This is a genomic window from Paraburkholderia sp. DD10 (genome assembly GCF_049177125.1).
In the GTDB taxonomy this organism is placed as follows: Bacteria; Pseudomonadota; Gammaproteobacteria; order Burkholderiales; family Burkholderiaceae; genus Paraburkholderia; species Paraburkholderia terricola.
Genome location: NZ_CP185392.1, coordinates 785,376 through 804,874, shown reverse-complemented (window position 1 = coordinate 804,874; position 19,499 = coordinate 785,376). Strand labels below are relative to the sequence as shown.

19 protein-coding genes are annotated in these 19,499 nt (G+C 65.9%); 11 read left to right on the top strand and 8 right to left on the bottom strand.

What is annotated here, in order from left to right; genetic code table 11:
- The first annotated feature begins 19 nt into the window (after window positions 1-19).
- From sfnG to ACOCG7_RS03725, 8 genes are all read left to right on the top strand, one after another.
- Window positions 20-1,123: a dimethylsulfone monooxygenase SfnG gene (sfnG, locus tag ACOCG7_RS03760; RefSeq protein ID WP_073430192.1), complete on the top strand. Its 1,104-nt coding sequence runs from the start codon at window positions 20-22 to the stop codon at window positions 1,121-1,123.
- Between the two features lie 2 nt (window positions 1,124-1,125).
- Window positions 1,126-2,283 carry an AMP-binding protein gene (locus ACOCG7_RS03755; RefSeq protein ID WP_244745963.1) on the top strand — a complete coding sequence of 386 codons (1,158 nt, stop codon included), beginning with the start codon at window positions 1,126-1,128 and terminating at the stop codon, window positions 2,281-2,283.
- An 18-nt stretch (window positions 2,284-2,301) separates the two neighbouring features.
- Complete coding sequence (locus ACOCG7_RS03750) at window positions 2,302-3,081, top strand: ABC transporter ATP-binding protein (RefSeq protein ID WP_073430194.1); 780 nt, start codon at window positions 2,302-2,304, stop codon at window positions 3,079-3,081.
- Window positions 3,082-3,094: 13 nt separating this feature from the next.
- Window positions 3,095-3,976, top strand: a complete 882-nt coding sequence (locus tag ACOCG7_RS03745) for a branched-chain amino acid ABC transporter permease (RefSeq protein ID WP_073430195.1) — start codon at window positions 3,095-3,097, stop codon at window positions 3,974-3,976.
- 86 nt (window positions 3,977-4,062) lie between these two features.
- The gene (locus ACOCG7_RS03740; protein ID WP_416448101.1) at window positions 4,063-5,082 is read left to right on the top strand and encodes a branched-chain amino acid ABC transporter permease; all 1,020 of its coding nucleotides are present in this window, start codon (window positions 4,063-4,065) and stop codon (window positions 5,080-5,082) included.
- Between the two features lie 80 nt (window positions 5,083-5,162).
- Entirely contained in the window at window positions 5,163-6,533 is a 1,371-nt protein-coding gene (locus tag ACOCG7_RS03735) for an ABC transporter substrate-binding protein (RefSeq protein WP_073430196.1), read from the top strand.
- 2 nt (window positions 6,534-6,535) lie between these two features.
- Window positions 6,536-7,336, top strand: a complete 801-nt coding sequence (locus ACOCG7_RS03730) for an ABC transporter ATP-binding protein (RefSeq protein ID WP_073430197.1) — start codon at window positions 6,536-6,538, stop codon at window positions 7,334-7,336.
- A gap of 150 nt (window positions 7,337-7,486) precedes the next feature.
- Entirely contained in the window at window positions 7,487-8,698 is a 1,212-nt protein-coding gene (locus tag ACOCG7_RS03725; RefSeq protein ID WP_421376870.1) for an MFS transporter, read from the top strand.
- On the opposite strand, the gene ACOCG7_RS03720 is transcribed toward ACOCG7_RS03725, so the two are convergent.
- Genes ACOCG7_RS03720 through ACOCG7_RS03705 form a run of 4 tightly spaced genes read right to left on the bottom strand, consistent with a single transcriptional unit; the run spans window position 8,695 to window position 13,138 of the window.
- Window positions 8,695-9,378, bottom strand: a complete 684-nt coding sequence (locus tag ACOCG7_RS03720; RefSeq protein WP_114163834.1) for a DUF2894 domain-containing protein — start codon at window positions 9,376-9,378, stop codon at window positions 8,695-8,697. The genes ACOCG7_RS03725 and ACOCG7_RS03720 overlap by 4 nt on opposite strands.
- On the bottom strand, window positions 9,371-10,018 hold the full coding sequence (locus tag ACOCG7_RS03715; protein WP_073430200.1) for an OmpA family protein: 648 nt from the start codon (window positions 10,016-10,018) through the stop codon (window positions 9,371-9,373). The genes ACOCG7_RS03720 and ACOCG7_RS03715 overlap by 8 nt, the downstream gene beginning before the upstream one ends.
- On the bottom strand, window positions 10,015-12,372 hold the full coding sequence (locus ACOCG7_RS03710; RefSeq protein WP_421376867.1) for a DUF802 domain-containing protein: 2,358 nt from the start codon (window positions 12,370-12,372) through the stop codon (window positions 10,015-10,017). The genes ACOCG7_RS03715 and ACOCG7_RS03710 overlap by 4 nt, the downstream gene beginning before the upstream one ends.
- Window positions 12,373-12,382: 10 nt before the next feature.
- Window positions 12,383-13,138 (bottom strand): DUF3348 domain-containing protein, encoded by a 756-nt coding sequence (locus ACOCG7_RS03705; protein WP_073430202.1) that lies wholly within the window; start codon window positions 13,136-13,138, stop codon window positions 12,383-12,385.
- 254 nt (window positions 13,139-13,392) lie between these two features.
- On the opposite strand from ACOCG7_RS03705, the gene ACOCG7_RS03700 reads away from it, so the two are divergent.
- Window positions 13,393-14,169 carry a hypothetical protein gene (locus tag ACOCG7_RS03700; RefSeq protein ID WP_310129456.1) on the top strand — a complete coding sequence of 259 codons (777 nt, stop codon included), beginning with the start codon at window positions 13,393-13,395 and terminating at the stop codon, window positions 14,167-14,169.
- A gap of 28 nt (window positions 14,170-14,197) precedes the next feature.
- On the opposite strand, the gene ACOCG7_RS03695 is transcribed toward ACOCG7_RS03700, so the two are convergent.
- Window positions 14,198-15,298 (bottom strand): NAD(P)H-dependent flavin oxidoreductase, encoded by a 1,101-nt coding sequence (locus ACOCG7_RS03695; protein WP_421376865.1) that lies wholly within the window; start codon window positions 15,296-15,298, stop codon window positions 14,198-14,200.
- Window positions 15,299-15,380: 82 nt separating this feature from the next.
- Window positions 15,381-16,292, bottom strand: a complete 912-nt coding sequence (locus tag ACOCG7_RS03690) for a LysR family transcriptional regulator (protein ID WP_244745958.1) — start codon at window positions 16,290-16,292, stop codon at window positions 15,381-15,383.
- Between the two features lie 314 nt (window positions 16,293-16,606).
- On the opposite strand from ACOCG7_RS03690, the gene ACOCG7_RS03685 reads away from it, so the two are divergent.
- Window positions 16,607-17,317, top strand: a complete 711-nt coding sequence (locus tag ACOCG7_RS03685; RefSeq protein WP_073430207.1) for an SDR family NAD(P)-dependent oxidoreductase — start codon at window positions 16,607-16,609, stop codon at window positions 17,315-17,317.
- Window positions 17,318-17,395: 78 nt separating this feature from the next.
- Window positions 17,396-17,626, top strand: coding sequence for a tautomerase family protein (locus ACOCG7_RS03680; RefSeq protein WP_073430208.1), 231 nt, complete (start codon window positions 17,396-17,398; stop codon window positions 17,624-17,626).
- A 68-nt stretch (window positions 17,627-17,694) separates the two neighbouring features.
- Here the strand turns inward: ACOCG7_RS03680 and mctP are convergent, their stop codons facing one another.
- Both mctP and ACOCG7_RS03670 read right to left on the bottom strand, forming a co-directional pair.
- The gene (gene mctP / locus ACOCG7_RS03675; RefSeq protein ID WP_073430209.1) at window positions 17,695-19,176 is read right to left on the bottom strand and encodes a monocarboxylate uptake permease MctP; all 1,482 of its coding nucleotides are present in this window, start codon (window positions 19,174-19,176) and stop codon (window positions 17,695-17,697) included.
- The gene (locus ACOCG7_RS03670; protein ID WP_073430210.1) at window positions 19,173-19,370 is read right to left on the bottom strand and encodes a DUF3311 domain-containing protein; all 198 of its coding nucleotides are present in this window, start codon (window positions 19,368-19,370) and stop codon (window positions 19,173-19,175) included. Before ACOCG7_RS03670 ends, mctP begins: the two co-directional genes overlap by 4 nt.
- Window positions 19,371-19,499: the final 129 nt, after the last annotated feature.

Below are 19,499 nucleotides of genomic sequence, written 5' to 3'. Positions count from 1 at the left end.
TTCAATCACCAGGAACATCATGAGCCACACCCATTCTCACGACGACGCCCTCAAGTTCGCCTACTGGGTGCCCAACGTCAGCGGCGGCCTGGTCGTCAGCACGATCGAGCAACGCACCGACTGGAGTCTCGAATACAACCAGAAGCTCGCGCAAACCGCCGAGCAGGCGGGTTTCGAGTACGCGCTGAGCCAGATTCGCTTTACCGCCGGCTACGGCGCGGAGCATCAGCACGAATCGGTTTCCTTCAGCCAGGCGCTGTTGCACGCGACCACCCAACTCAAGGTGCTGGCCGCGATCCTGCCCGGACCCTGGCATCCCGCGGTCGTCGCCAAGCAACTGGCGACCATCGACCACATTTCGAATGGGCGCATTGCAATCAACGTCGTGAGCGGCTGGTTCAAAGGCGAGTTCACCGCGATCGGCGAGCCGTGGCTCGAACACGACGAACGGTATCGGCGCTCGAACGAATTCATTCAGGCGCTCAAGGGCATCTGGACGCAGGACCACTTCACCTTCAAGGGCGACTTCTACCGCTTCAACGATTACACGCTGAGTCCGAAGCCGGTGCAAAAGCCGCATCCCGAGATCTTCCAGGGCGGCAGTTCGCGCGCCGCCCGCGACAACGCCGCGAGCGTGTCCGACTGGTACTTCACCAACGGCAATACGCCGGAGAACCTGAAGGCGCAAATCGACGACATTCAGGCGAAGGCGGCGAAAAACAATCACAAGGTGCGCATCGGCGTGAACGCCTTCGTGATCGCGCGCGATACCGAGGAAGAAGCCAAAGCGGTGCTCGACGACATCATCAGGCATGCGCACGTCGAAGCCGTGCATGCGTTCGGCGATGCCGCCAGGCAGGCGGGCGCGGCTTCGCCGGAAGGCGAAGGCAATTGGGCCAAATCGAGCTTCGAAGACCTCGTGCAGTACAACGACGGCTTCCGCACCAATCTCATCGGTACGCCGCAGCAGATCGCCGAGCGCATCGTCGAATTGAAATCGATTGGCGTGGATCTGGTGCTGACCGGATTTCTCCATTTCATCGAAGAGGTGGAGTACTTCGGCAAACGCGTTCTGCCGCTGGTGCGCGAACTCGAACGCAAGCAACAGGCCAAGGCCGCGTGATCATGACGGGCGCGCAACCCTCGACGCTGCCGGACTGGCTGCGCCATCAGGCGCGGCATCGGCCGCATGCTCTTGCGTTGCGGCACAAGCGGCTGGGCGCGTGGCACGCGCTGTCGTGGCGAGAGGTCGCCGCGGCGGTCGAGCAACTCGCGGCGGGCCTCGCGCAGCGAGGCTTTGCGGCGGGCGACGCGCTACTGCTCGTGAGCCAGCCGCGCGAGCAGGCATTGCTGCTGTCGCTCGCGGCGCAGTGGAGCGGCGGCGTGGCGATACCGCTCGACCCGCAACTCGGCGACGCCGCGTTGCGCGCCGCGCTCACGCATCTCGCCCCGCGTTTCGTGCTTGCCGAGGACGACCGTCAGGTCGACCGTCTGCTGGCGCAGGAACAGGCGTTGCAAGTGATCGACGCGAACCCGCGCCATCTCACGCCGCATCCGCATCCCGCCGTGATCGACTATCGCGCGCTGGCGCTCGCGAGTCGTGAAGGCTTCGCACCGGCCGCGCTGCCGCACGGCGATGCGTTCGCCTTCGTGCGGCTGAATGACGACGGGCACCTCGTCGAACAGCGCTTCACTCACGCGACGCTGGTGCGCGAAGCGCGGCATCTGGTCGACACCGAGAAGCTGCACGCGAACGACGAAGCCTTCGCCGCGCGCGCGTTTGCCGCCGCTTCGCAGGAGCGCTATCTGATCGCGCCGTGGGTGCTGAGCGGCTTCCGCCTGAACTTTCCCGAGTCGCTCGCCACGCGCGATAACGACCGCCGCGAACTCGCACCGACGCTCGTCGCCGGCACGCGCGACACCTACGCCCGCGTGGCGCAACTCGTGGACGACCGCTTGCCCGGCGAGCGCTCATGGCGCCGCCGCCTGATCGATCGCGCTCTACGCGGGCAGCGTGGTCCGTTCGGCCCGCTCATCCGCACGCTGACGTGGTGGCTCATCACGCGGCCGTTGCGCGAAGTGATCGGTTTTTCACGCACGCATGCGGCGCTCGTCATCGGCCCGCCGCTCGACGCTAAAACCGCAGCGCTGTTCGATGCGCTACGCGTACCGGTCCGCGCGTGGCCGGATCACAGCGACTGGCAACGCGTCGAACAACGCGCACAGCCGGAAACGCCGCAACGCCATGCGGCTGACCGCGCGTCTGAACAACCGGCCTACTGACGCATGACCCAACCTTAAATGACTCGATCCACTCACGCGCTGCTCTCGCTCGACCATATTTCGCTGTCGTTCAAAGGCGTCAAAGCCATCACCGACATCAGCTTCAACGTGCAAGCCGGGGAAATCTGCGCGCTGATCGGTCCGAACGGCGCGGGCAAAAGCTCGCTGCTCAACGTGATCAACGGCGTGTATCGGCCGCAGCACGGCAGCGTGCGTTTCGACGGCAACGCTTATCGGCGCATGAACCCGTATCACGCGGCGCACAGCGGCATTGCGCGCACGTTTCAGAACATCGCGCTGTTTCGCCGGATGAGCGTGCTGGACAACGTGCTGACCGGCCGCAATCTGCATCGGCGCAGCACGTGGCTCGAACAGACGTTGCGCGTCGGCCGCGCGCGCGGCGATGAAACGGCGCAGCGTCGCTATGCGGAAGTGGTGATCGAAGCACTCGATTTGCAGCGCTTCCGGCACACCGCCGTCGGCACCTTGCCCTATGGCGTGCAAAAGCGCGTCGAACTGGCCCGCGCGCTCGCCGCCGAGCCGCGCCTGCTGCTGCTCGACGAACCGATGGCCGGCATGAACGCCGACGAAAAGCGCGCGATGGCCGGCTACGTGCTCGACGCCAACAGGCAATTCGGCGTGACGGTCGTGCTGATCGAGCACGACATCGGCGTGGTGATGGACCTGTCGGATCACGTGGTCGTACTCGATTACGGCAAGAAGATCGCCGATGGCGCGCCCGCCGACGTGCGCGGCAACCCGGACGTGCTGGCCGCCTATCTCGGCACCCGTCATTGAGAGACTCGACAACATGGAATTTTTTCTCGAAGTGCTCGTCGGCGGCTTGCTGGCGGGCGTGATGTATTCGATGGTCGCGATCGGCTTCGTGCTGATCTACAAAGCGTCCGGCGTGTTCAATTTCGCGCAGGGCTCGATGGTGCTGTTCGGCGCACTGACCTATGTGAGCCTCGTCGAACGGCAGGTGAATCCGGTGCTCGCCTTCGGCGTGACGCTCGCGGCGCTCGTGTTGATCGCGGTGCTGATCGGCCGCCTCGTGTTGCGGCCTCTGGTGAACCGGCCGCCCATCGTGCTGTTCATGGCGACGCTCGGCCTGAGCTTCATTCTCGAAGGCGCCGCGCAACTCTTCTGGGGCGCGCAGGTGCATGGCCTCGCGCTCGGCATCGACGACAAGCCTTTGAATCTCGCCGGCGTCATGATCAGCCAGTTCGACATCTTCGCGGCGGCAACCGCCGGTGCGCTGGTGCTGGCGCTGTCGCTGCTGACCCGGCGAACGCGGCTCGGCTTGTCGTTGCGCGCCGTCGCCGACGACCCGCTCGCCGCGCTGGCGGTCGGTGTGCGGCTGCCGCGCGTCTGGGCCATCGTGTGGGCGCTCGCCGGCTTCGTCAGCCTGGTGGCGGGACTCCTGTGGGGCGCGCGGCTCGGCGTGCAGTTCTCGCTGTCGCTCGTGGTGCTGAAAGCGCTGCCGGTGTTGATCATCGGCGGCTTTTCGTCGATCGGCGGGGCGATCGTCGGCGGGCTGCTGATCGGCGCGTCGGAGAAGCTCGCCGAAGTCTACGTCGGCACGCTGCTCGGCGGCGGCATCGAAAACTGGTTTCCCTATCTGCTCGCGATGCTGTTCCTGCTCGCGCGCCCTGCCGGTTTGTTCGGCGAACCCGCCGTGGAACGGGTGTGAACGTGAGTGCGAGGCCAACCGTGTCGTCTCTTCAATCCAACGCGAGCGTATCGCGCAAGCCGGGCGCGCCGCCGCGCCGCTCGTCGCTGCTCAGGCTGTCGGGCGGCGCGCTACTCGCGCTGATCGCATTAGCCGCGCTGATCGCGTTCGTCGCCGTGCCGCGCCTGAGCAACGACTACTGGCTCAGCGCGATCCTGATTCCCTTCCTCGTGCTGTCGCTGGCGGGTCTGGGGCTGAACCTCGTCACCGGTTACGCGGGACAACTCTCGCTCGGCTCGGCGGCGTTCATGTCGGTCGGCGCCTACGCCACCTACAACCTGCTGGTGCGAGCGCCGGCGCTGCCGCTCGCCGTCGACCTGCTGCTCGGCGGACTCATCACCGCCGCGGTGGGCGCGCTGTTCGGCCTGCCGAGCCTGCGCATCAAGGGCTTCTATCTGATCGTCTCGACGCTGGCCGCGCAATTCCTCGTCGAATGGATTTTTACGCGGGTGAGCTGGTTTTCGAACAACGACAGTTCCGGCGTGTTGAGCGCGCCCGCGCTCTCCGCGTTCGGCCTGAAAATCGCCACGCCCGCGGCGCGTTATCTGCTCGTGCTGAGCGTCGTGGCGATTGTCTTCGCGATGGCGTCCAGTCTCGTGCGCAGCGAACTCGGCCGGCGCTGGATGGCCGTGCGCGACATGGACACCGCCGCGCGCGTGATCGGCATTCCGGTGGGCCGCACCAAACTGCTCGCGTTCGCGCTCAGTTCGTTCGTGCTCGGCATCGCCGGCGCGCTGTGGGCATTCGCCTATCTCGGCACGGTGGAGCCGCACGGCTTCGATCTGAATCTGTCGTTTCAGGTGTTGTTCATCATCATCATCGGCGGCATGGGCAGCATCGGCGGGAATTTCCTGGGGGCCGCGTTCATCGTGCTGCTGCCGATACTGCTCTCGCATGCGGCGGGCGCGCTCGCCAGCGTCGGCATCGAGGCCGGCCAGTTGCAGAACCTGCAGAAGATCCTCTTCGGCACGCTCATCATCGTCTTTCTCATCAAGGAACCGGACGGCCTCGCGCGACTGGTCCAGACCGCGCGGAACCGGCTGCGCGACTGGCCGTTGCGCGCGTGAAGCCGGCTGCATTGCCTCGCTCGTCGCTCTTCATTTCACTGCTTCATTTCACTGCTTCATTAATCAAGGTCTAACCCCGTATGAATTTCATCGACTCCTTCAAAAGGCGCGGAACGTCAGCGCGCCTGTCAGCGCGCCTCGCCGCCGCGAGCCTGCTGCTTGCGCTCGGCGCCACGCCCTTTTCCAACGCGCAAGCCGCGGGCGAGGAATACTTCCCGTTGCAAAGCTATCGCGTCGGTCCTTATGCGGCTGGCGGCAGCGGCTTCTTCGGCGGCTTCATCGACTATATGAACCTCGTCAACAAGCGCGACGGCGGCGTGAACGGCGTCAAGCTGACGTGGAGCGAATGCGAAACCGAGTACGTGGTCGAAAAGGGCGTGGAGTGCTATGAGCGGCTGAAGAGCGGCCTGAACGGCGCGCCGGCGGCGGCGACCAATCCGCTCTCGGTCGGCATCGCCTACGCCACGCTCGATCGTTCGTCCGTGGACAAGATTCCGCTCGTCACGATCAACCACGGCCGCACGGATTCGACGGACGGCGCGGTATTCCCCTATGTGTTCCCGCTGCAACTCAATCCGTATAGCGAAGTCTCCGCGATCGTCAATTACATCGGCCAGCAATCCGGCGGACTGACTCAGCTCAAGGGCAAGAAGATCGTCGTGCTCTATCACGGCTCGCCTTATGGCCGCGAGACGATTCCGGTGCTGGATACGCTCGCGAAAAAATACGGCTTCGAACTCACGCAGATCGAAGTGCCGCATCCGGGTAACGAGCAAGGCTCGCAGTGGCTCACCATCCATCGGATCAAGCCCGACTGGGTGATTCTGCGCGGCTGGGGCGTGATGAATCCGGTCGCGTTGAAGTCCGCGCAAAAGGTGGGCTTCCCGGCCGATCACATCATCGGCAACATCTGGAGCAACTCGGAAGAGGACGCGCGTCCGGCGGGCGACGCCGCCAAGGGCTTCATCTCGATCACCACGCATCCGTCGGGCACCGGCTTCCCGGTGATTCAAGCGATCGACCAGTACGTGATCAAGCCGGGCAACGGCAATCTGAAGGACCCGGCGCGCTTCGGCACGGTGTACTACAACCTGGGCGTCGTCAACGGCATTCTGAATGTCGAGGCGTTGCGCGTGGCGCAGGCGAAATTCGGCAACAAGCCGCTGACGGGCGAACAGGTGCGCTGGGGCTTCGAGCATCTGAATCTCGACGACGCGCGCCTGAAGCAGCTCGGCGCGTATGGTCTGGTTCAGCCGCTGAAACTGTCGTGCGCCGATCACGAAGGCGGCGGCGCCGTGCGCTTTCAGCAATGGGACGGCCAGCAATGGAAGGTGATCAGCGGCTGGGTGCAGGCCGACCGCGCGCTGCTGCGTCCGATCATCGAGAAGTCGGCGAATGCCTACGCGAAGGAGAAAGGCATTACGCCGCGCGATTGCGGCAAGGATATCTGAGCATGAGCGCCGCCCCGATCCTCGAAGTCGACGACATCGCGGTGACGTACAGCCAGTTGATACCGGCATTGCGCGGCGTGTCGCTGAGCGTGCCGTCCGGCGCGATCGTCGCCTTGCTGGGCGGCAACGGCGCGGGCAAGACGACCACGCTGAAGGCGGTCTCCAGTCTGCTGCGCGCGGAGCGCGGCGAGCTCACGTCGGGGCGCATCGCGTATCGCGGCGAAGCGATCACCCACGCCGATCCGTGGACGCTCGCCGAACGCGGGCTCGTCCAGGTGCTGGAGGGGCGGCGTTGTTTCGCGCATTTGTCGGTGGAAGACAACCTGCGGCTGGGCGCGTTCGTGCGGCGGCCCAAACGCGCCGAACTCGAAACGGAGCTCGAACGCATCTACGGCATCTTTCCGCGGCTCAGGGAGCGCCGCGCGACGCTGGCGGGCTACGCGTCGGGCGGCGAACAGCAGATGGTCGCGATCGGCCGCGCGTTGATGGCGCGGCCTTCGCTGGTGCTGCTCGACGAACCGTCGATGGGGCTCGCGCCGCAAGTGGTCGAGGAAATCTTCGAGACGGTGGCGGCGCTCAATCGCGACGACGGTGTGAGTTTTCTGCTGGCCGAGCAGAACGCCGCGATCGCGCTGAGCTATGCGCAATCCGGTTACGTGCTCGAAGGCGGCCGGGTGGTTGCGCATGGGAAGGCGCAAGCGCTGCTGGAGCTCGATGTCCTGCGCGATGCTTATCTGGGCGGCGGCACACAACGCACGCGCGAGGGAACAGGCGGGGCAGCGCGACGGTACGTGCGCGCATAGCCCGAACGCCGACGGGAGCGGACCGGAACCGACGCGCGCGGCGATTATCATTGACAGCGCTTCAGACCTGCTGCCACGCTGACGGTCGGAACTCCGAGCGTCGGCGTGAGGTTTGACGCAACGAGTCCACACTTCCCGAGGACCATGTCGATGCAAACCCGCCCGCGCCCGCGCGTTCTTCAGCACATTCCACGCAGTGTCTGGGTGCTGGGCTTCGTCAGCCTGTTGATGGACGTGTCGTCGGAGATCGTCCATAGCCTGTTGCCGATGTTCCTCATGGCGAGCCTCGGCGCGAGCGCGACGACGATCGGCCTGATCGAAGGCGTCGCCGAAGCCACCGCTCCCGCGGTCAAGGTGTTTTCCGGCACGCTCAGCGATTACCTCGGCAATCGCAAATGGCTCGCCGTCGCCGGCTACAGTCTCGGCGCGCTCAGCAAGCCACTGTTCGCGATCGCGCCCAGCATCGGCATCGTCGTGACGGCGCGCGTTCTGGACCGGGTCGGCAAGGGCATTCGCGGCGCGCCGCGCGACGCGCTGGTGGCCGACGTCACGCCGCCCCATCTGCGAGGCGCCGCGTTCGGACTGCGCCAATCGCTCGACACGGTCGGCGCGTTTCTCGGACCGCTGCTGGCGGTCATCATCATGCTCGCGTGGGCGGATAACTTCCGGCTTGCGTTCTGGCTCGCCGTGATTCCCGGTTTGCTCGCGGTCGCGCTGCTGGCCTTCGGCGTCGAGGAACCGGCGCGCGAGCCGGGTGCGAAGCGGGTCAATCCGATTCGCTGGGAAAGCGTGAAGCAGCTCGGCGGCGGCTACTGGTGGGTGGTCGTGGTGGGCGGGGTCTTCGCGCTGGCGCGCTTCAGCGAAGCGTTCCTGGTCTTGCGCGCGATGGGCAGCGGCGTGCCGGTTGCGCTGGTTCCTCTCGTGATGGTGGCGATGAACATCGTGTACGCGCTGTCCGCGTATCCGTTCGGCAAGCTCGCGGATACGACGAGCCACACGCGCCTGTTGATCGCCGGCCTCGTCGCCTTGATCGCCGCCGACGTGGTGCTCGCGCATGGCGCGCACTGGAGCATGGTGCTAGTGGGCGTCGCGCTGTGGGGTTTGCACATGGGGATGACGCAGGGCTTGCTCGCCACCATGGTCGCGCAAACCGCGCCCGCGCACTTGCGCGGCACGGCCTTCGGTTTCTTCAATCTGTTCAGCGGCATGGTGACGCTCGCGTCCAGCGTGATCGCGGGCGCCTTGTGGGATCGCGTGGGCGCCACGGCGACTTTTTACGCGGGAGCGGGCTTTTGCGTTTTGACGATCACGTTGCTGGTGTTCGGACGATCGTCGGCCACGCAATCACGGGCGAACCGCTAGCGCGATTTTCCGCGCGCACTCTTGCCGGCGCTCGCCGCGCGCGGCGCGTCCTTTCCCGCCGCCGCGCCGCCGGTCATCTGCTCCATCCACGACAATGCGTCGACATAGGACAGGAACTGCTTGAGATATCCCGGCGAGAGTTCACGCATCAGCGAAAGCGACCGATGCACGAGACTGCTCGAATTGAGCGGCCCCGCATTCCCCGGCACCTGTTCAAGCGATTGCCGCAACTGCTTTTCGGTGCGAGCCCTGGAGGCAAGCTCGCGGAAGTAGTCGAGCATCTCCAGTTCCGGGTATGCGGCGGAGCGCGACGCGGCGGGGCCCGAGGCATGCACCGCCGAATGAATGCCGCCGATGTACGCGATCAACCCGGCAAGCGATTCATGAGGGGACGCACCCGGCGATGCCGCGCCGCGCGCCTCGTCGACCGCCGATGCGGCCCGCCGCTCCAGATCGCCCGCATAGTCCGCAAGCAGTGTCGACAGCCGGTCGTCGAGGATACGGCGCGCCTCGCCGCCGTGGCCGGCTGCGCGCCGTTCCAGCGCCTCGATGAAATGAAAGCGGATCGGGTTCACGCGATCGGCGCCGCGCTCGCGCCAGGCGTCGAGCGTCGCGCGGACCGCGCCTGCGTCGCGACTATCACCGCCACTATCGCGGCCACTGTCGCCGCCCCTACTCACGGGACTTCACCGTCGCGCTCGACGGCCTCGGCACAGGCGCTATTTCCACGCGCCGGTTCCTGGCCCGGCCGTCCTCGTCGGCATTCGAACTGACGGGCTGCCCGGAGCCGAACGCGGCCGCGAACACGGACGCCGAAGGCACGCCTTCGTCGATCAACGCACGCGTCACCGTCAACGCGCGCTGCGCGGACAACTCCCAGTTGTCGGCGAAGCGGCGATTGCCGTCGCGCACCTGGCGGTCGTCGGTGAAGCCGCTCACCATCAGGATTTCGTCGCGCGTCTTGAGCCAGGCGGAGAGCGGCGCGGCCAGGCTCTTCAACACCTCCCGGCCCTCGGGCTGCAACTGATCGGAGTTCAGCTTGAACAGCACGCTGCCGTTGATGCCGATGCGCCCGTTGACGAGCGTCACCCGCCCCGCCGCCAGCGGTCCGGCCAACGCCTGCTCCAGCGTCATGCGGCGCTGCGTTTCCACCTGACGCTGCTTGACCTCCTGCTCCAGCTTGCTGGAAAGCTCCATCTCCACGCCGATCACGCCGACCAGAATCAGCACGAACGCGCCGAGCAGTACCGACATCAAGTCGCCGAAAACAGGCCAGATCGGCGCCGTCTGCTCCACGCCGCCGTCGATTTCCTCGTTCATGCCGCCTCGGCTCCGGCTGAAGTCCGCTGACCGGCAAGCTGCTGCAACTCCTCGACGATCTGCTTCTGCGAGATCATGCTCAGGTCGATCACTTCGCGCGCCTGCGCGACGTAATAGGCAAGCTGTTCGTCACTGCGCGCGAGCGATTTGTCGAGCGCGGTTTCGATCCGCTGCAAGTGGTCCACCAGCTTGTCGTTCGATGCGCCGAAAGTCTGCACGGCCATGCCGAACGCTTCGCCCAGGCTCGCCACCTCGACGGCGCCGCCGGTGACCTGCGCGGCGACGGCACCGAGTTTGCCGGTCTCGAGCTCGACCTTCTCGGTGAACTGCGTGCCGACACGCTGCAGAAGATCCGCCGATGTGGCGACCAGTGCGTCGACGGCGGTGCGCTGTTCCGTGGACGCATGGTTCACGGCATCGAGCAAGGTTTCCAGCGTTTCCAGCAGACGGCTGCGTTCCTGCAGCATCGCGGTGTCGCGGACCATGCTGTCGGAGAGCTTCTGGCGCAGTTCCGCGACGACTTCCGCCGCGGCCTTGGGCGCTTCCGACGCGGCCTGCACGAGCCGTGCAATCTCCGCGATCGTTTCGCTCGCCTGCGCCTGCGTTTGAGCGGATATGTCGCGCGCGGTGCGCTCCAGCACGTCGCAGATTTCCTGTTGGCGGCTGGCGGCGTGCGTGCTGGTTTTTTCCCACTCCGCGCGCAAGGTCGCGGCCATCGAACCGAGCGATTCGGTCCATGCCGCGAGCCGCTGCTGGTCGCGCGACGCCAGTTCCGCCTGCAGGTTCGCCGCGGCCTTCGGGGCCTCGGCAGCCACTTGCACGAGGCGGTCGATCTCGGCGATCGTGCTGCTCGCGTACGCCTGCGTCTGGGCCGATATGTCGCGCGCGGTCTGAGCCAGCGTATCGCACATGTCCTGTTGCCGGCTGGCGCTGCGCGCGCCGGCCTGCTCCCATTCCTTGCTCAACGTGGCGGCGATCGAACCGAGCGATTCGGTCCACGCCGCGAGCCGCTGCTCGTCACGCGACGCCAAGGCGCTCTGCAAGTCCGCATGCGACTCGCCGACCGTGCGCAGCAGCGCAGCCGAATGCTGCTCGAAAGTCGCCGCCGCCGCCGCGAGAGCCTGCTGGTTCTGAGCCGCGAGCTTTTCGCCGGCGCTTTCCTGCCGCGACAGCGCCGCGTTCCACGCTTGCGACACGTCGCCCGCGGTCGCTTCCAGCCGCGCGGAAACGCCATCCAGCAGGCCGGCCGAGCGTTGCTCGAAGGTCTCGGTAAAGCGGTCCAGCGACGCGCGCAGATGCCCGGCCAACGCTTCGCTCGACCGCTGGTGTTCCGCCAACGCCTTGTTCCAGATGTCGGCGACGGTCGTGGTCGTCGCTTCGAAACCGCTCGACAGTCCGTTCAACTGCCGCTCCACGGCATGCGTGACGGTGTCGTGCAACGCCGCCGTCTCGCGCGCGAGGCCCGCCATCGTGGCCTCCATCACGGGCTGCAACGCCGCGCTCGCGGCGCGGGCGCTGTCGGCGACGCTCGCCTTCAACGATTGCTCCACCGACGAGGCGAGCCGCAGGTATGCGGCCTCGGTCTTGCCGTGAAAGGCGTCCTGGCTGGCGATCTGCCGTTCGTTCAATGCCAGGCTCTGCTGCTCGATGGCCGCCATCATCGTTTGCAGACGGTCGACCAGCGTGGGCATCACGTCCGCCTGGCGCTGCAGGAGCTTGAAGGCCTCTTCGCGCTGATGGCTTCGCGAGTAGCTACGCAAGGTCGTGGCGATCTCGATGTCGAGCAGTTGCGCCGCGTGCAGCCGCTCGCGCCGGCACAACGTGGACAGCAGCCCGAGCATCGCGGAGGTGGCCACGCCCGCGATCGACGTGCCGAATGCGAAGCCGAGGCCCTTCACCGGCGCGGCCAGCGAAGCACGAATCGCCTGTAGGTCGGTCGCGCTTTCCAGCGCCATGCCGGTGCCCTTCAGCGTCGCCACCATGCCGAGCAGCGTGCCGAGCATGCCGAGCAGCACGAGCAAGCCGACGAGGTACGGCGTCAACGCCGGCCCCGGCAGCGCCACGCGCTCGCCTTCGACGCGCAGGCGCACCGCATTGCGCAAGCTCGGATGCAGGGCGTCGAGCCACGCGCCTAGACTCGACGGCGGCGCGGACAGATCCGCGACGGCACGCGTCAGGCTGGACGTGGCCTGGCTATAGCGTCGCAGTTCGAACGCGCCCGCGAGGTAACAGGCGCCGATCAACAGCGTGACGGCCAGCGCCAGCGGGTTCGAAACGACATAGCCGCCAGCGATCCAGCACACGGCGGCGAGGCCGGCCAAAAACACAACGAGGTCGATACGATATCTGGACATAGTGTCCCAGTTAGCTGGCGCGAAGGGCGGCGAGCAACCCTTCGACCGGTTGAAAACGAACATCCAGTTCGGCAAGCAGGACGCTCTGCATGTCCTTGCGGAATACGTCGAGCCATGCGCCGGGGATGTGTGCCGATGTGAGCGCCGGGGCGTTGGCGTTGGCGTTGGCTTCGGCCAGCGCCGCTTGCTCCGCCACGCGCAAGCGCTCGAAATGCCCGGCGAGCAATCCGGGCACCGCGCCGAGCACACCCCGCTCGCGCTCGGCGAGCGCACGCTCCATGACCGCATCCACCAACGCGAGCCGCGCCATCGCGGGCGTGCGCGCGGCCAGCATGCCCCGCAGACGGCCGCGCAAAGTGCCGATGCCGGTCTCCATCGTCTGCTGCAGCGAGAGATAGCGTTGACGGAACACCGCGTAGTCGACTGCCGTATCCGTGGCGGCACTAGGCGCGGACGCCGGCGCGGGTGCGCGCCGCTTCGCCGTGGCGAGAACGCTGTCGCCCGCGATGGCCTTCGCCAACGAACTGCGCACGCGAGCGCATTCTTCCTCGTCGGCGCTGCCGAAAGCGCGCGCGCCAGAGGCCACCGCGGGCGGATTGCCGTTCAGCGCCGAGGACAGCGCAATCGCGTCGGTCCAGCCGAGCCATTGGCTGAGCCGGTCTGAAAGCGATTGCCTGGATTCGGGAACGTCGGCATCCGTCAGGCGAGCCAGCAGGCGGATGAGCGCCGGGCCGCTGAAAACTGTGCGCGGGAGGATTTGCAACATACCACCGGAAGCGAAAAAGTCAGCAGTTTACACGCTGACGGCCTCGCGAGCCTCTCGTGTCGCCGTGTGACGCCGATGCAGCCTTATCCGCTCGACGCTCGGCGTGATGCGCTTTCAGGCGCACGCGTGACGAAGACAATGGGCCGCGTCGGCTCGCCGCTGCAACGTCACGTTACAAACCAGCGTTGACGTTCGCGGCGGGCAAATGGTTATCATGGGCGCATTGAATTTGCCTGAACGACCCGTTGGTTAATATGAGGAATACCGGAAAAGTATTGGTGGTTGCGTTGGTGCTTGCAGAGGTCGCGTTCGGCGCTTACTTCCTGACACACAACGAAGACCAGTCGGCGCCGCCCGCCGACGCCACCGCCACCACGGCAACGGCCGGCTCCCGACTGGACGGCACGCATATCACCGCGGGAAGCGTGGCCGGCACGGCGCAGCCCGCGTCAGGCGTGGACACTGCGGCCCGCACGGTGCAGCCCGCGCCAGCCACGAACAACGCCGCACGCACGATGCAGCCAGCGCCGTCCAAGGACATCGCGGCCCGCGCCCCGACGCAGTCGCAGTCGCAGTCGCAGTCGCAGTCGCAGTCGCAGTCGCAGGTCGGTAGCATCGCGCCTGAAACCGATTTGTCAGCAAAGCGCCCCGTGCAAGCGCCGCAGCCCAAGACACAGCCGCGTCAGGAACTCGCGCGAGCGCCGGCACCGGCGCCGGTCGAGGCTTCGGCCTCCGTCGCCGCGAAGCCGGGCAGCGTGCCGCCCAGCGCACGCGCGCGTGACAACACGAGCCGGCAGAACCCAGGATCGAACGCGGTGGCGTCCTCATTCACGGATCAGCTCGTCAAGGAGTCGGCGAAACTCGATCCTTCATTGCCGCCGCCGTCGCCGTCGGCGCCGCCTCTCGTCCGTGACGATCGGTCCCGCCGCGGTCCGAATCCGGTTGCGGCCGCGTTGACGGATCAACTCGTCCGGGAATCGTCCAAACTCGATCCGGCATTGCCGCCGCCGAATCAGCCCGGCACGAAGTGAGCGCGTGAATGGCAGGACATGTCGCGCGTTAGCCCGCCCACTGCGCCAACTGCCTCACGCTTTCCTTCAACTCGCGCTCCAGCTCGGCAAACAGTTCCGCTGCGGGCAACGACTTGGCGAGCGCCGCAGCCTGCCCCGCCCACTGCGCACCGTAGCCGAATTCGCCCTTGGCCTTGGCTGCCGCATGCAGCGCCTTTCCCGCGTCGTATGCGATCGGATACGCGGGCGGCCTCGGTGAACGTGGGTCGTCGCCGAGTTCCGTGAGCCGGTTCACCATGCCGCGCGCGAGACGCCCGGAAATGGCCGTGGTGAACATGGTGTGGCGAGCCGGCTCGCCGAGCAGGGCGCGGCGGTAGCCTTCGTCGATCGAGGTTTCGGGGCACGCGACAAACGCGGTGCCGAGTTGCGCGGCCTGCGCGCCCAGCGCGAGCGCGGCGGCGATGCCCGCGCCGTCCATGATGCCGCCCGCGGCGATCACCGGCAGATCGAATTCCCTGACCAGCAGCCGCGTCAATGCAAACGTGCCCAGCCGGTCGTCGGGCGCATCCTGATCGAACACACCGCGATGTCCGCCCGCCTCGATACCTTGCGCGACGATCGCGTCGACGCCCGCGGCTGCAACCTGCGCGGCTTCTTGCGGATTCGTCGCCGAGGCGAGCAGCTTGATCCCAGCCTGCTTCAGCGCCGCGATGACTTCAGCCGATGGCAAACCGAAATGGAAGCTGACCACCGCGGGCTTTTCGTCGAGAAAAACCTGGAGCATGGCGGCGTCCACCAGGAAGCTCGTGTAGATCTCCGATAACGACGACGGCGGCGTGGCTCCGTACTGCTCGAAGTGCGGCGCGAGCCAGTTCAACCATTGCCGCTCCACGCTCGCATCGGCCATGGCCGGCTGGTGACAGAACACGTTGATGTTGAAGGGCTTCGCCGTCAGCGCGCGCGTCTCGCGGATCACCTTGCGCGCGCCCTCGGCGTTCATGGCGCCGACGCCGAGCGACCCGAGGCCGCCCGCATTCGACACGGCCGCCGCGAGCGCGGGCGTGCTCACGCCGGCCATCGGCGCCTGAATGATCGGCTTGTCGATGCCCAGTATGCGCAGCAGCGACCGGTTGTCAGTGTGAATCGTCATGTCTCGTCCTCTTCGAAATGAGCTTGTCGTCAATACCGGCACCGTGAGCCGCGATGCGCCGCGTTCGATAACCGGTGATGCGCTACGCTTGCAGCCGCTCCATCAGGAAATCGACGAAGCAGCGTACACGCGACGTGAGATGCCGCGCGTGCGGATAAAGCAGAATGAACGGCCGCGAAGCCCCGCCGTAGGGGATGAGCAGTTCCTTCAGCGTGCCGTCCGCAAGGTCCTTCTCGACCACGAACCGATAGGTCTGAAACAGGCCCGCGCCGTGACGCGCCAACGTCACGCCCGCGAGCACGTCGCCCGACGATCCATAGTTTCCGCGCGTGACCATCTCGACGCTCTCGCCGTCGCGAATGAACTGCCACGGCAGGTTGCGGCCGCTGCTCGGCAACTCGTATTGAATGCAATCGTGATTGAGCAGATCGTCCAGCACTTTCAGCTTGCCCGCGGTGCGCAGATAGCCGGGCGATGCCACCACCACCAGTTCCGCATCCTCGATCTTGCGCGCGATCAGCCCCGAATCCTGCGGCGCGCGTCCGCGGATGGCGAGGTCGAAACCTTCGTCCGCGAAGTCGATGTTGCGGTTGCTGAGGTGCGTTTCGACCGTGACTTGCGGATAGCGCGCGCGAAACTCAGCCAGCAACGGCAGAACCCGGTAATGGCCGTAGGGCGTCGGCATGCTGATGCGCAGCACGCCTGCAGGGGTGGCCTGTTGCCCGGTCGCTTCCCGCTCCGCATCCGCGAGTTGCCGAAGCGCCTCGCGGCATTGCTCGAAGTAGCGCCTGCCGAGATCGGTGAGGCGAATCTGCCGGGTCGTGCGGACGAACAGCCGCGCGCCGAGGCGCTTTTCGAGCCGTGCCACCGAGCGGCTCACCGCCGCCGGCGTGACGCTCGCGGCGGCGGCCGCGCTCGTGAAGCTGCCCAGTTCCGCCGCAAGGCAGAACAGTTCGATGCTGCCGAGAAGAAGGTCGTCAAACTGACGCTGCATGGTCTCTTAAGGACGTGGGTGCGGTATCGGTCTCGCGCGAAGTGCGAAGCAGGACCTGGCTGCGAGCTCTGCGGAGTACCGCATGATACGACGCGCTTCCGGTTACGTTCCAGCGTGCCGGCTCTGCCCGTCCACACCTGCCGCGCCCCCTCATCCGCCGCGTGTCCGGCCCCGCCTCATTTGTTCCCGTCCGTCACAAGTGTTTGTCCGCGCCGGGTATTCGAACTTCACGCGAATGCGCCTAGATTGGGCACCTATCGGAGCCGCTGGCCCGATCGGCAGGAAAGCCGATTCAACATTTTCGGAGATGGATCATGAGCAACTCACAAAAAGTCGTCGTCGTTACCGGTGCGTCGCAAGGCATTGGCGCGGAGGTCGTCAAGGCATTCCGCGAGCGCGGCCACCGCGTGGTCGCCACCGCGCGCAGCATCAAACCGTCGGACGATTCCAACATCGTCACCGTGGCCGGCGACATCGCCGACCCCGACACCGCTCGCCGCGTGATCCGCGAAGGCGTGGCGCGCTTCGGCCGCATCGACACGCTGGTCAACAACGCCGGCATATTCGTCGCGAAGCCCTTCACGTCCTATACCGCCGAGGACTACGCCGCGGTGACAGGCGTGAACCTCGCCGGCTTCTTCCACATCACGCAGTTGGCCATCGCCGAAATGGAGAAGCAGTCGAGCGGGCATATCGTCACGATCACGACGGCGCTCGCCGATCACGCGATCGACGGCGTGCCGTCGGTACTCGCCTCGCTGACCAAGGGCGGACTGAACGCGGCGACGAAATCGCTCGCGATCGAATACGCGAAACGCGGCATTCGCGCCAACGCCGTGGCCCCCGGCATCATCAAATCGCCGATGCACGCGCCCGAGACGCACGCGGCGTTGGGCGCGCTGCATCCTGTCGGCCACATGGGCGAGATGAGCGATATCGTGAACGCCATCGTGTATCTGGATTCCGCGCCGTTCGTCACGGGCGAAATCCTGCATGTGGATGGCGGTCAAAGCGCCGGCCATTGAGCTTGCATGCAGCGCGATTGATTCGACCGGGCGCCGCCAGCCGGCGTCCCATTCCGAGCCACGAACCAGGAGAACACCATGCCGATCGTCACGATTCAGGTGACCCGCGAGGGCACGAAACCGGGCGCCGATTCCGTCACGGCGAATGAAAAGGCGCAACTCATCGAGGGAGTGAGCCAGCTACTGCTCGACGTGTTGAACAAGCCGCTGGAGGCGACGTTCGTCGTCATCGAAGAGGTGGAGAAGGAGAACTGGGGATGGGGCGGGCTGCCGGTCGACGAATATCGAAAGCAGCGCGGCTTGAAGTAGAAAGGTTGACCGGCGCCGCGGAGAGAACCCGCGGCGCCGGCCGGGCAACACCAAACAAGGCAAGACAATCAGGCAGTGACCGCCACTCTACGCGGCGACAAAACCGACACGGCGAAACTCACGACCACATTCGCCGCCAGCGCGATCAAGCCGATATAGACCGGATAGACCGCGTCGCCGAGATGCAATGCGAACACCGGCTTGAGTCCTTGCGAGATCGCGAGGCCGCTGCCGAGCACGATGCCGACGAGCCAGCCCATGAACAGGCCCGGCGTATTCAAGCGCCGCGTGTACAACGAGAACACGATCGCCGGGAAAATCTGCAGGATCCACACGCCGCCGAGCAATTGCAGATCGATCGCATACTGCGTCGGCAGGAACACGATGAACAGCAGCGCGCCGAACTTCACGACCAGCGACACGATCTTCGCGTTGGCCGCTTCGGCTTGGGGCGTGATATTCGGCGAGACCAGCGGACGCCACAAATTGCGCGTGAACAGATTCGCCGCGCCGATCGACATGATCGCCGCCGGCACCAGCGCGCTGATCGCGATGGCCGCGGCCGCGAAGCCGACGAACCACGACGGGAACAGCGTATTGAACAACGCCGGCACCATGTCCGAAGCCGATTTCACATGCACGCCGGCCGCGATCGCCATGTAGCCGAGCAGCGCGATCAGACCGAGCAGCAACGTATAGGCCGGCAGGAAAATCGCATTCTTGCGCACCGTATTCGCCGACGAGGACGACAACACCGCCGTCATCGTATGCGGATACATGAACGCGGCCAGCGCCGAGCCCAACGCCAGCGACGCATAAGCGGTGAATTGCGCCGGCTTCAGAATGATGCCGGTCGCGCCGCCCTTGGCCTTGAAGTACGTATCGGCCGCGTCGAACACGTGCGCGTAGCCGCCGAGCTTCGCCGGAATCAGCCACACCGCGGCGATCACCACGATATAGATCATGATGTCCTTCACGAACGCGATCATCGCCGGCGCCCGCAGGCCGCTCGCATACGTGTAGAGCGCGAGAATCACGAAGGCCACGATCAACGGCATTTCGCCGCTCACGCCGAGCCCCTTGATCACGACCTGCATGCCCACCAGTTGCAGCGCGATATACGGCATCGTCGCGACAATGCCGGTGATCGCCACCGCCGCCGGGAACCACTTGCCGCCGTATTCGCCCTGCACGTAGTCGGCGGCCGTGATGTGGTTTTTCGCATGCGCGATCTTCCACAGCTTCGGCATCACCGCGAACACGAACGGATAGACGATGATCGTGTACGGCAACGCGAAGAAGCCGTATGCGCCCACCGAATACACCAGCGCGGGCACCGCGATCACGGTGTAGGCGGTATAGAAGTCGCCGCCCACGAGGAACCACGAGATCACCGTGCCGAACTGGCGGCCACCCAGGCCCCACTCGTGCAATTGCGTCAGGTCGCCCCGCTTCCAGCGCGCGGCGAAAAAGCCGATCACGGTGACGAGAACGAAGAACGCGATAAAGACGGTCATCGCAACCGGATTCACAGGATTCAGATCGCTCATTTGGCACCTCGATACACGACGTAAATCAGCAGCGAGGTCAACGGCACCCACAGGAACTGATACCAGTAGAAGAACGGGAAGCCCGCGAACGAGGGACGCGTGTCGTTATAGAACGGCAGCCACAACAGCGCGACGTACGGAAGCAGAAGGATGAGCCATAGCCATGAGCGGCCGGCGGGTCTGGATGTCTCCACAACATCTCCTGATGTCTATTATTGAAAGCGCGCGCCATGACTCGTGGCCGGGCGCGCGGAACACGCGGCGGCTTCGCCGCAAGGCGCGGGACGCCGTGGGGATGTAGTATTCGCCTTCGTGAGCGTCGT

What these genes read in the sequence shown, in the direction of transcription:
- sfnG (WP_073430192.1), top strand. Translation starts at nt 20, where the DNA reads ATGAGCCACACCCATTCTCACGACGACGCCCTCAAGTTCGCCTACTGG.
- ACOCG7_RS03755 (WP_244745963.1), top strand. Translation starts at nt 1,126, where the DNA reads ATGACGGGCGCGCAACCCTCGACGCTGCCGGACTGGCTGCGCCATCAG.
- ACOCG7_RS03750 (WP_073430194.1), top strand. Translation starts at nt 2,302, where the DNA reads ATGACTCGATCCACTCACGCGCTGCTCTCGCTCGACCATATTTCGCTG.
- ACOCG7_RS03745 (WP_073430195.1), top strand. Translation starts at nt 3,095, where the DNA reads ATGGAATTTTTTCTCGAAGTGCTCGTCGGCGGCTTGCTGGCGGGCGTG.
- ACOCG7_RS03735 (WP_073430196.1), top strand. Translation starts at nt 5,163, where the DNA reads ATGAATTTCATCGACTCCTTCAAAAGGCGCGGAACGTCAGCGCGCCTG.
- ACOCG7_RS03730 (WP_073430197.1), top strand. Translation starts at nt 6,536, where the DNA reads ATGAGCGCCGCCCCGATCCTCGAAGTCGACGACATCGCGGTGACGTAC.
- ACOCG7_RS03725 (WP_421376870.1), top strand. Translation starts at nt 7,487, where the DNA reads ATGCAAACCCGCCCGCGCCCGCGCGTTCTTCAGCACATTCCACGCAGT.
- ACOCG7_RS03715 (WP_073430200.1), bottom strand. Translation starts at nt 10,018, where the DNA reads ATGAACGAGGAAATCGACGGCGGCGTGGAGCAGACGGCGCCGATCTGG.
- ACOCG7_RS03710 (WP_421376867.1), bottom strand. Translation starts at nt 12,372, where the DNA reads ATGTCCAGATATCGTATCGACCTCGTTGTGTTTTTGGCCGGCCTCGCC.
- ACOCG7_RS03705 (WP_073430202.1), bottom strand. Translation starts at nt 13,138, where the DNA reads ATGTTGCAAATCCTCCCGCGCACAGTTTTCAGCGGCCCGGCGCTCATC.
- ACOCG7_RS03700 (WP_310129456.1), top strand. Translation starts at nt 13,393, where the DNA reads ATGAGGAATACCGGAAAAGTATTGGTGGTTGCGTTGGTGCTTGCAGAG.
- ACOCG7_RS03695 (WP_421376865.1), bottom strand. Translation starts at nt 15,298, where the DNA reads ATGACGATTCACACTGACAACCGGTCGCTGCTGCGCATACTGGGCATC.
- ACOCG7_RS03690 (WP_244745958.1), bottom strand. Translation starts at nt 16,292, where the DNA reads ATGCAGCGTCAGTTTGACGACCTTCTTCTCGGCAGCATCGAACTGTTC.
- ACOCG7_RS03685 (WP_073430207.1), top strand. Translation starts at nt 16,607, where the DNA reads ATGAGCAACTCACAAAAAGTCGTCGTCGTTACCGGTGCGTCGCAAGGC.
- ACOCG7_RS03680 (WP_073430208.1), top strand. Translation starts at nt 17,396, where the DNA reads ATGCCGATCGTCACGATTCAGGTGACCCGCGAGGGCACGAAACCGGGC.
- mctP (WP_073430209.1), bottom strand. Translation starts at nt 19,176, where the DNA reads ATGAGCGATCTGAATCCTGTGAATCCGGTTGCGATGACCGTCTTTATC.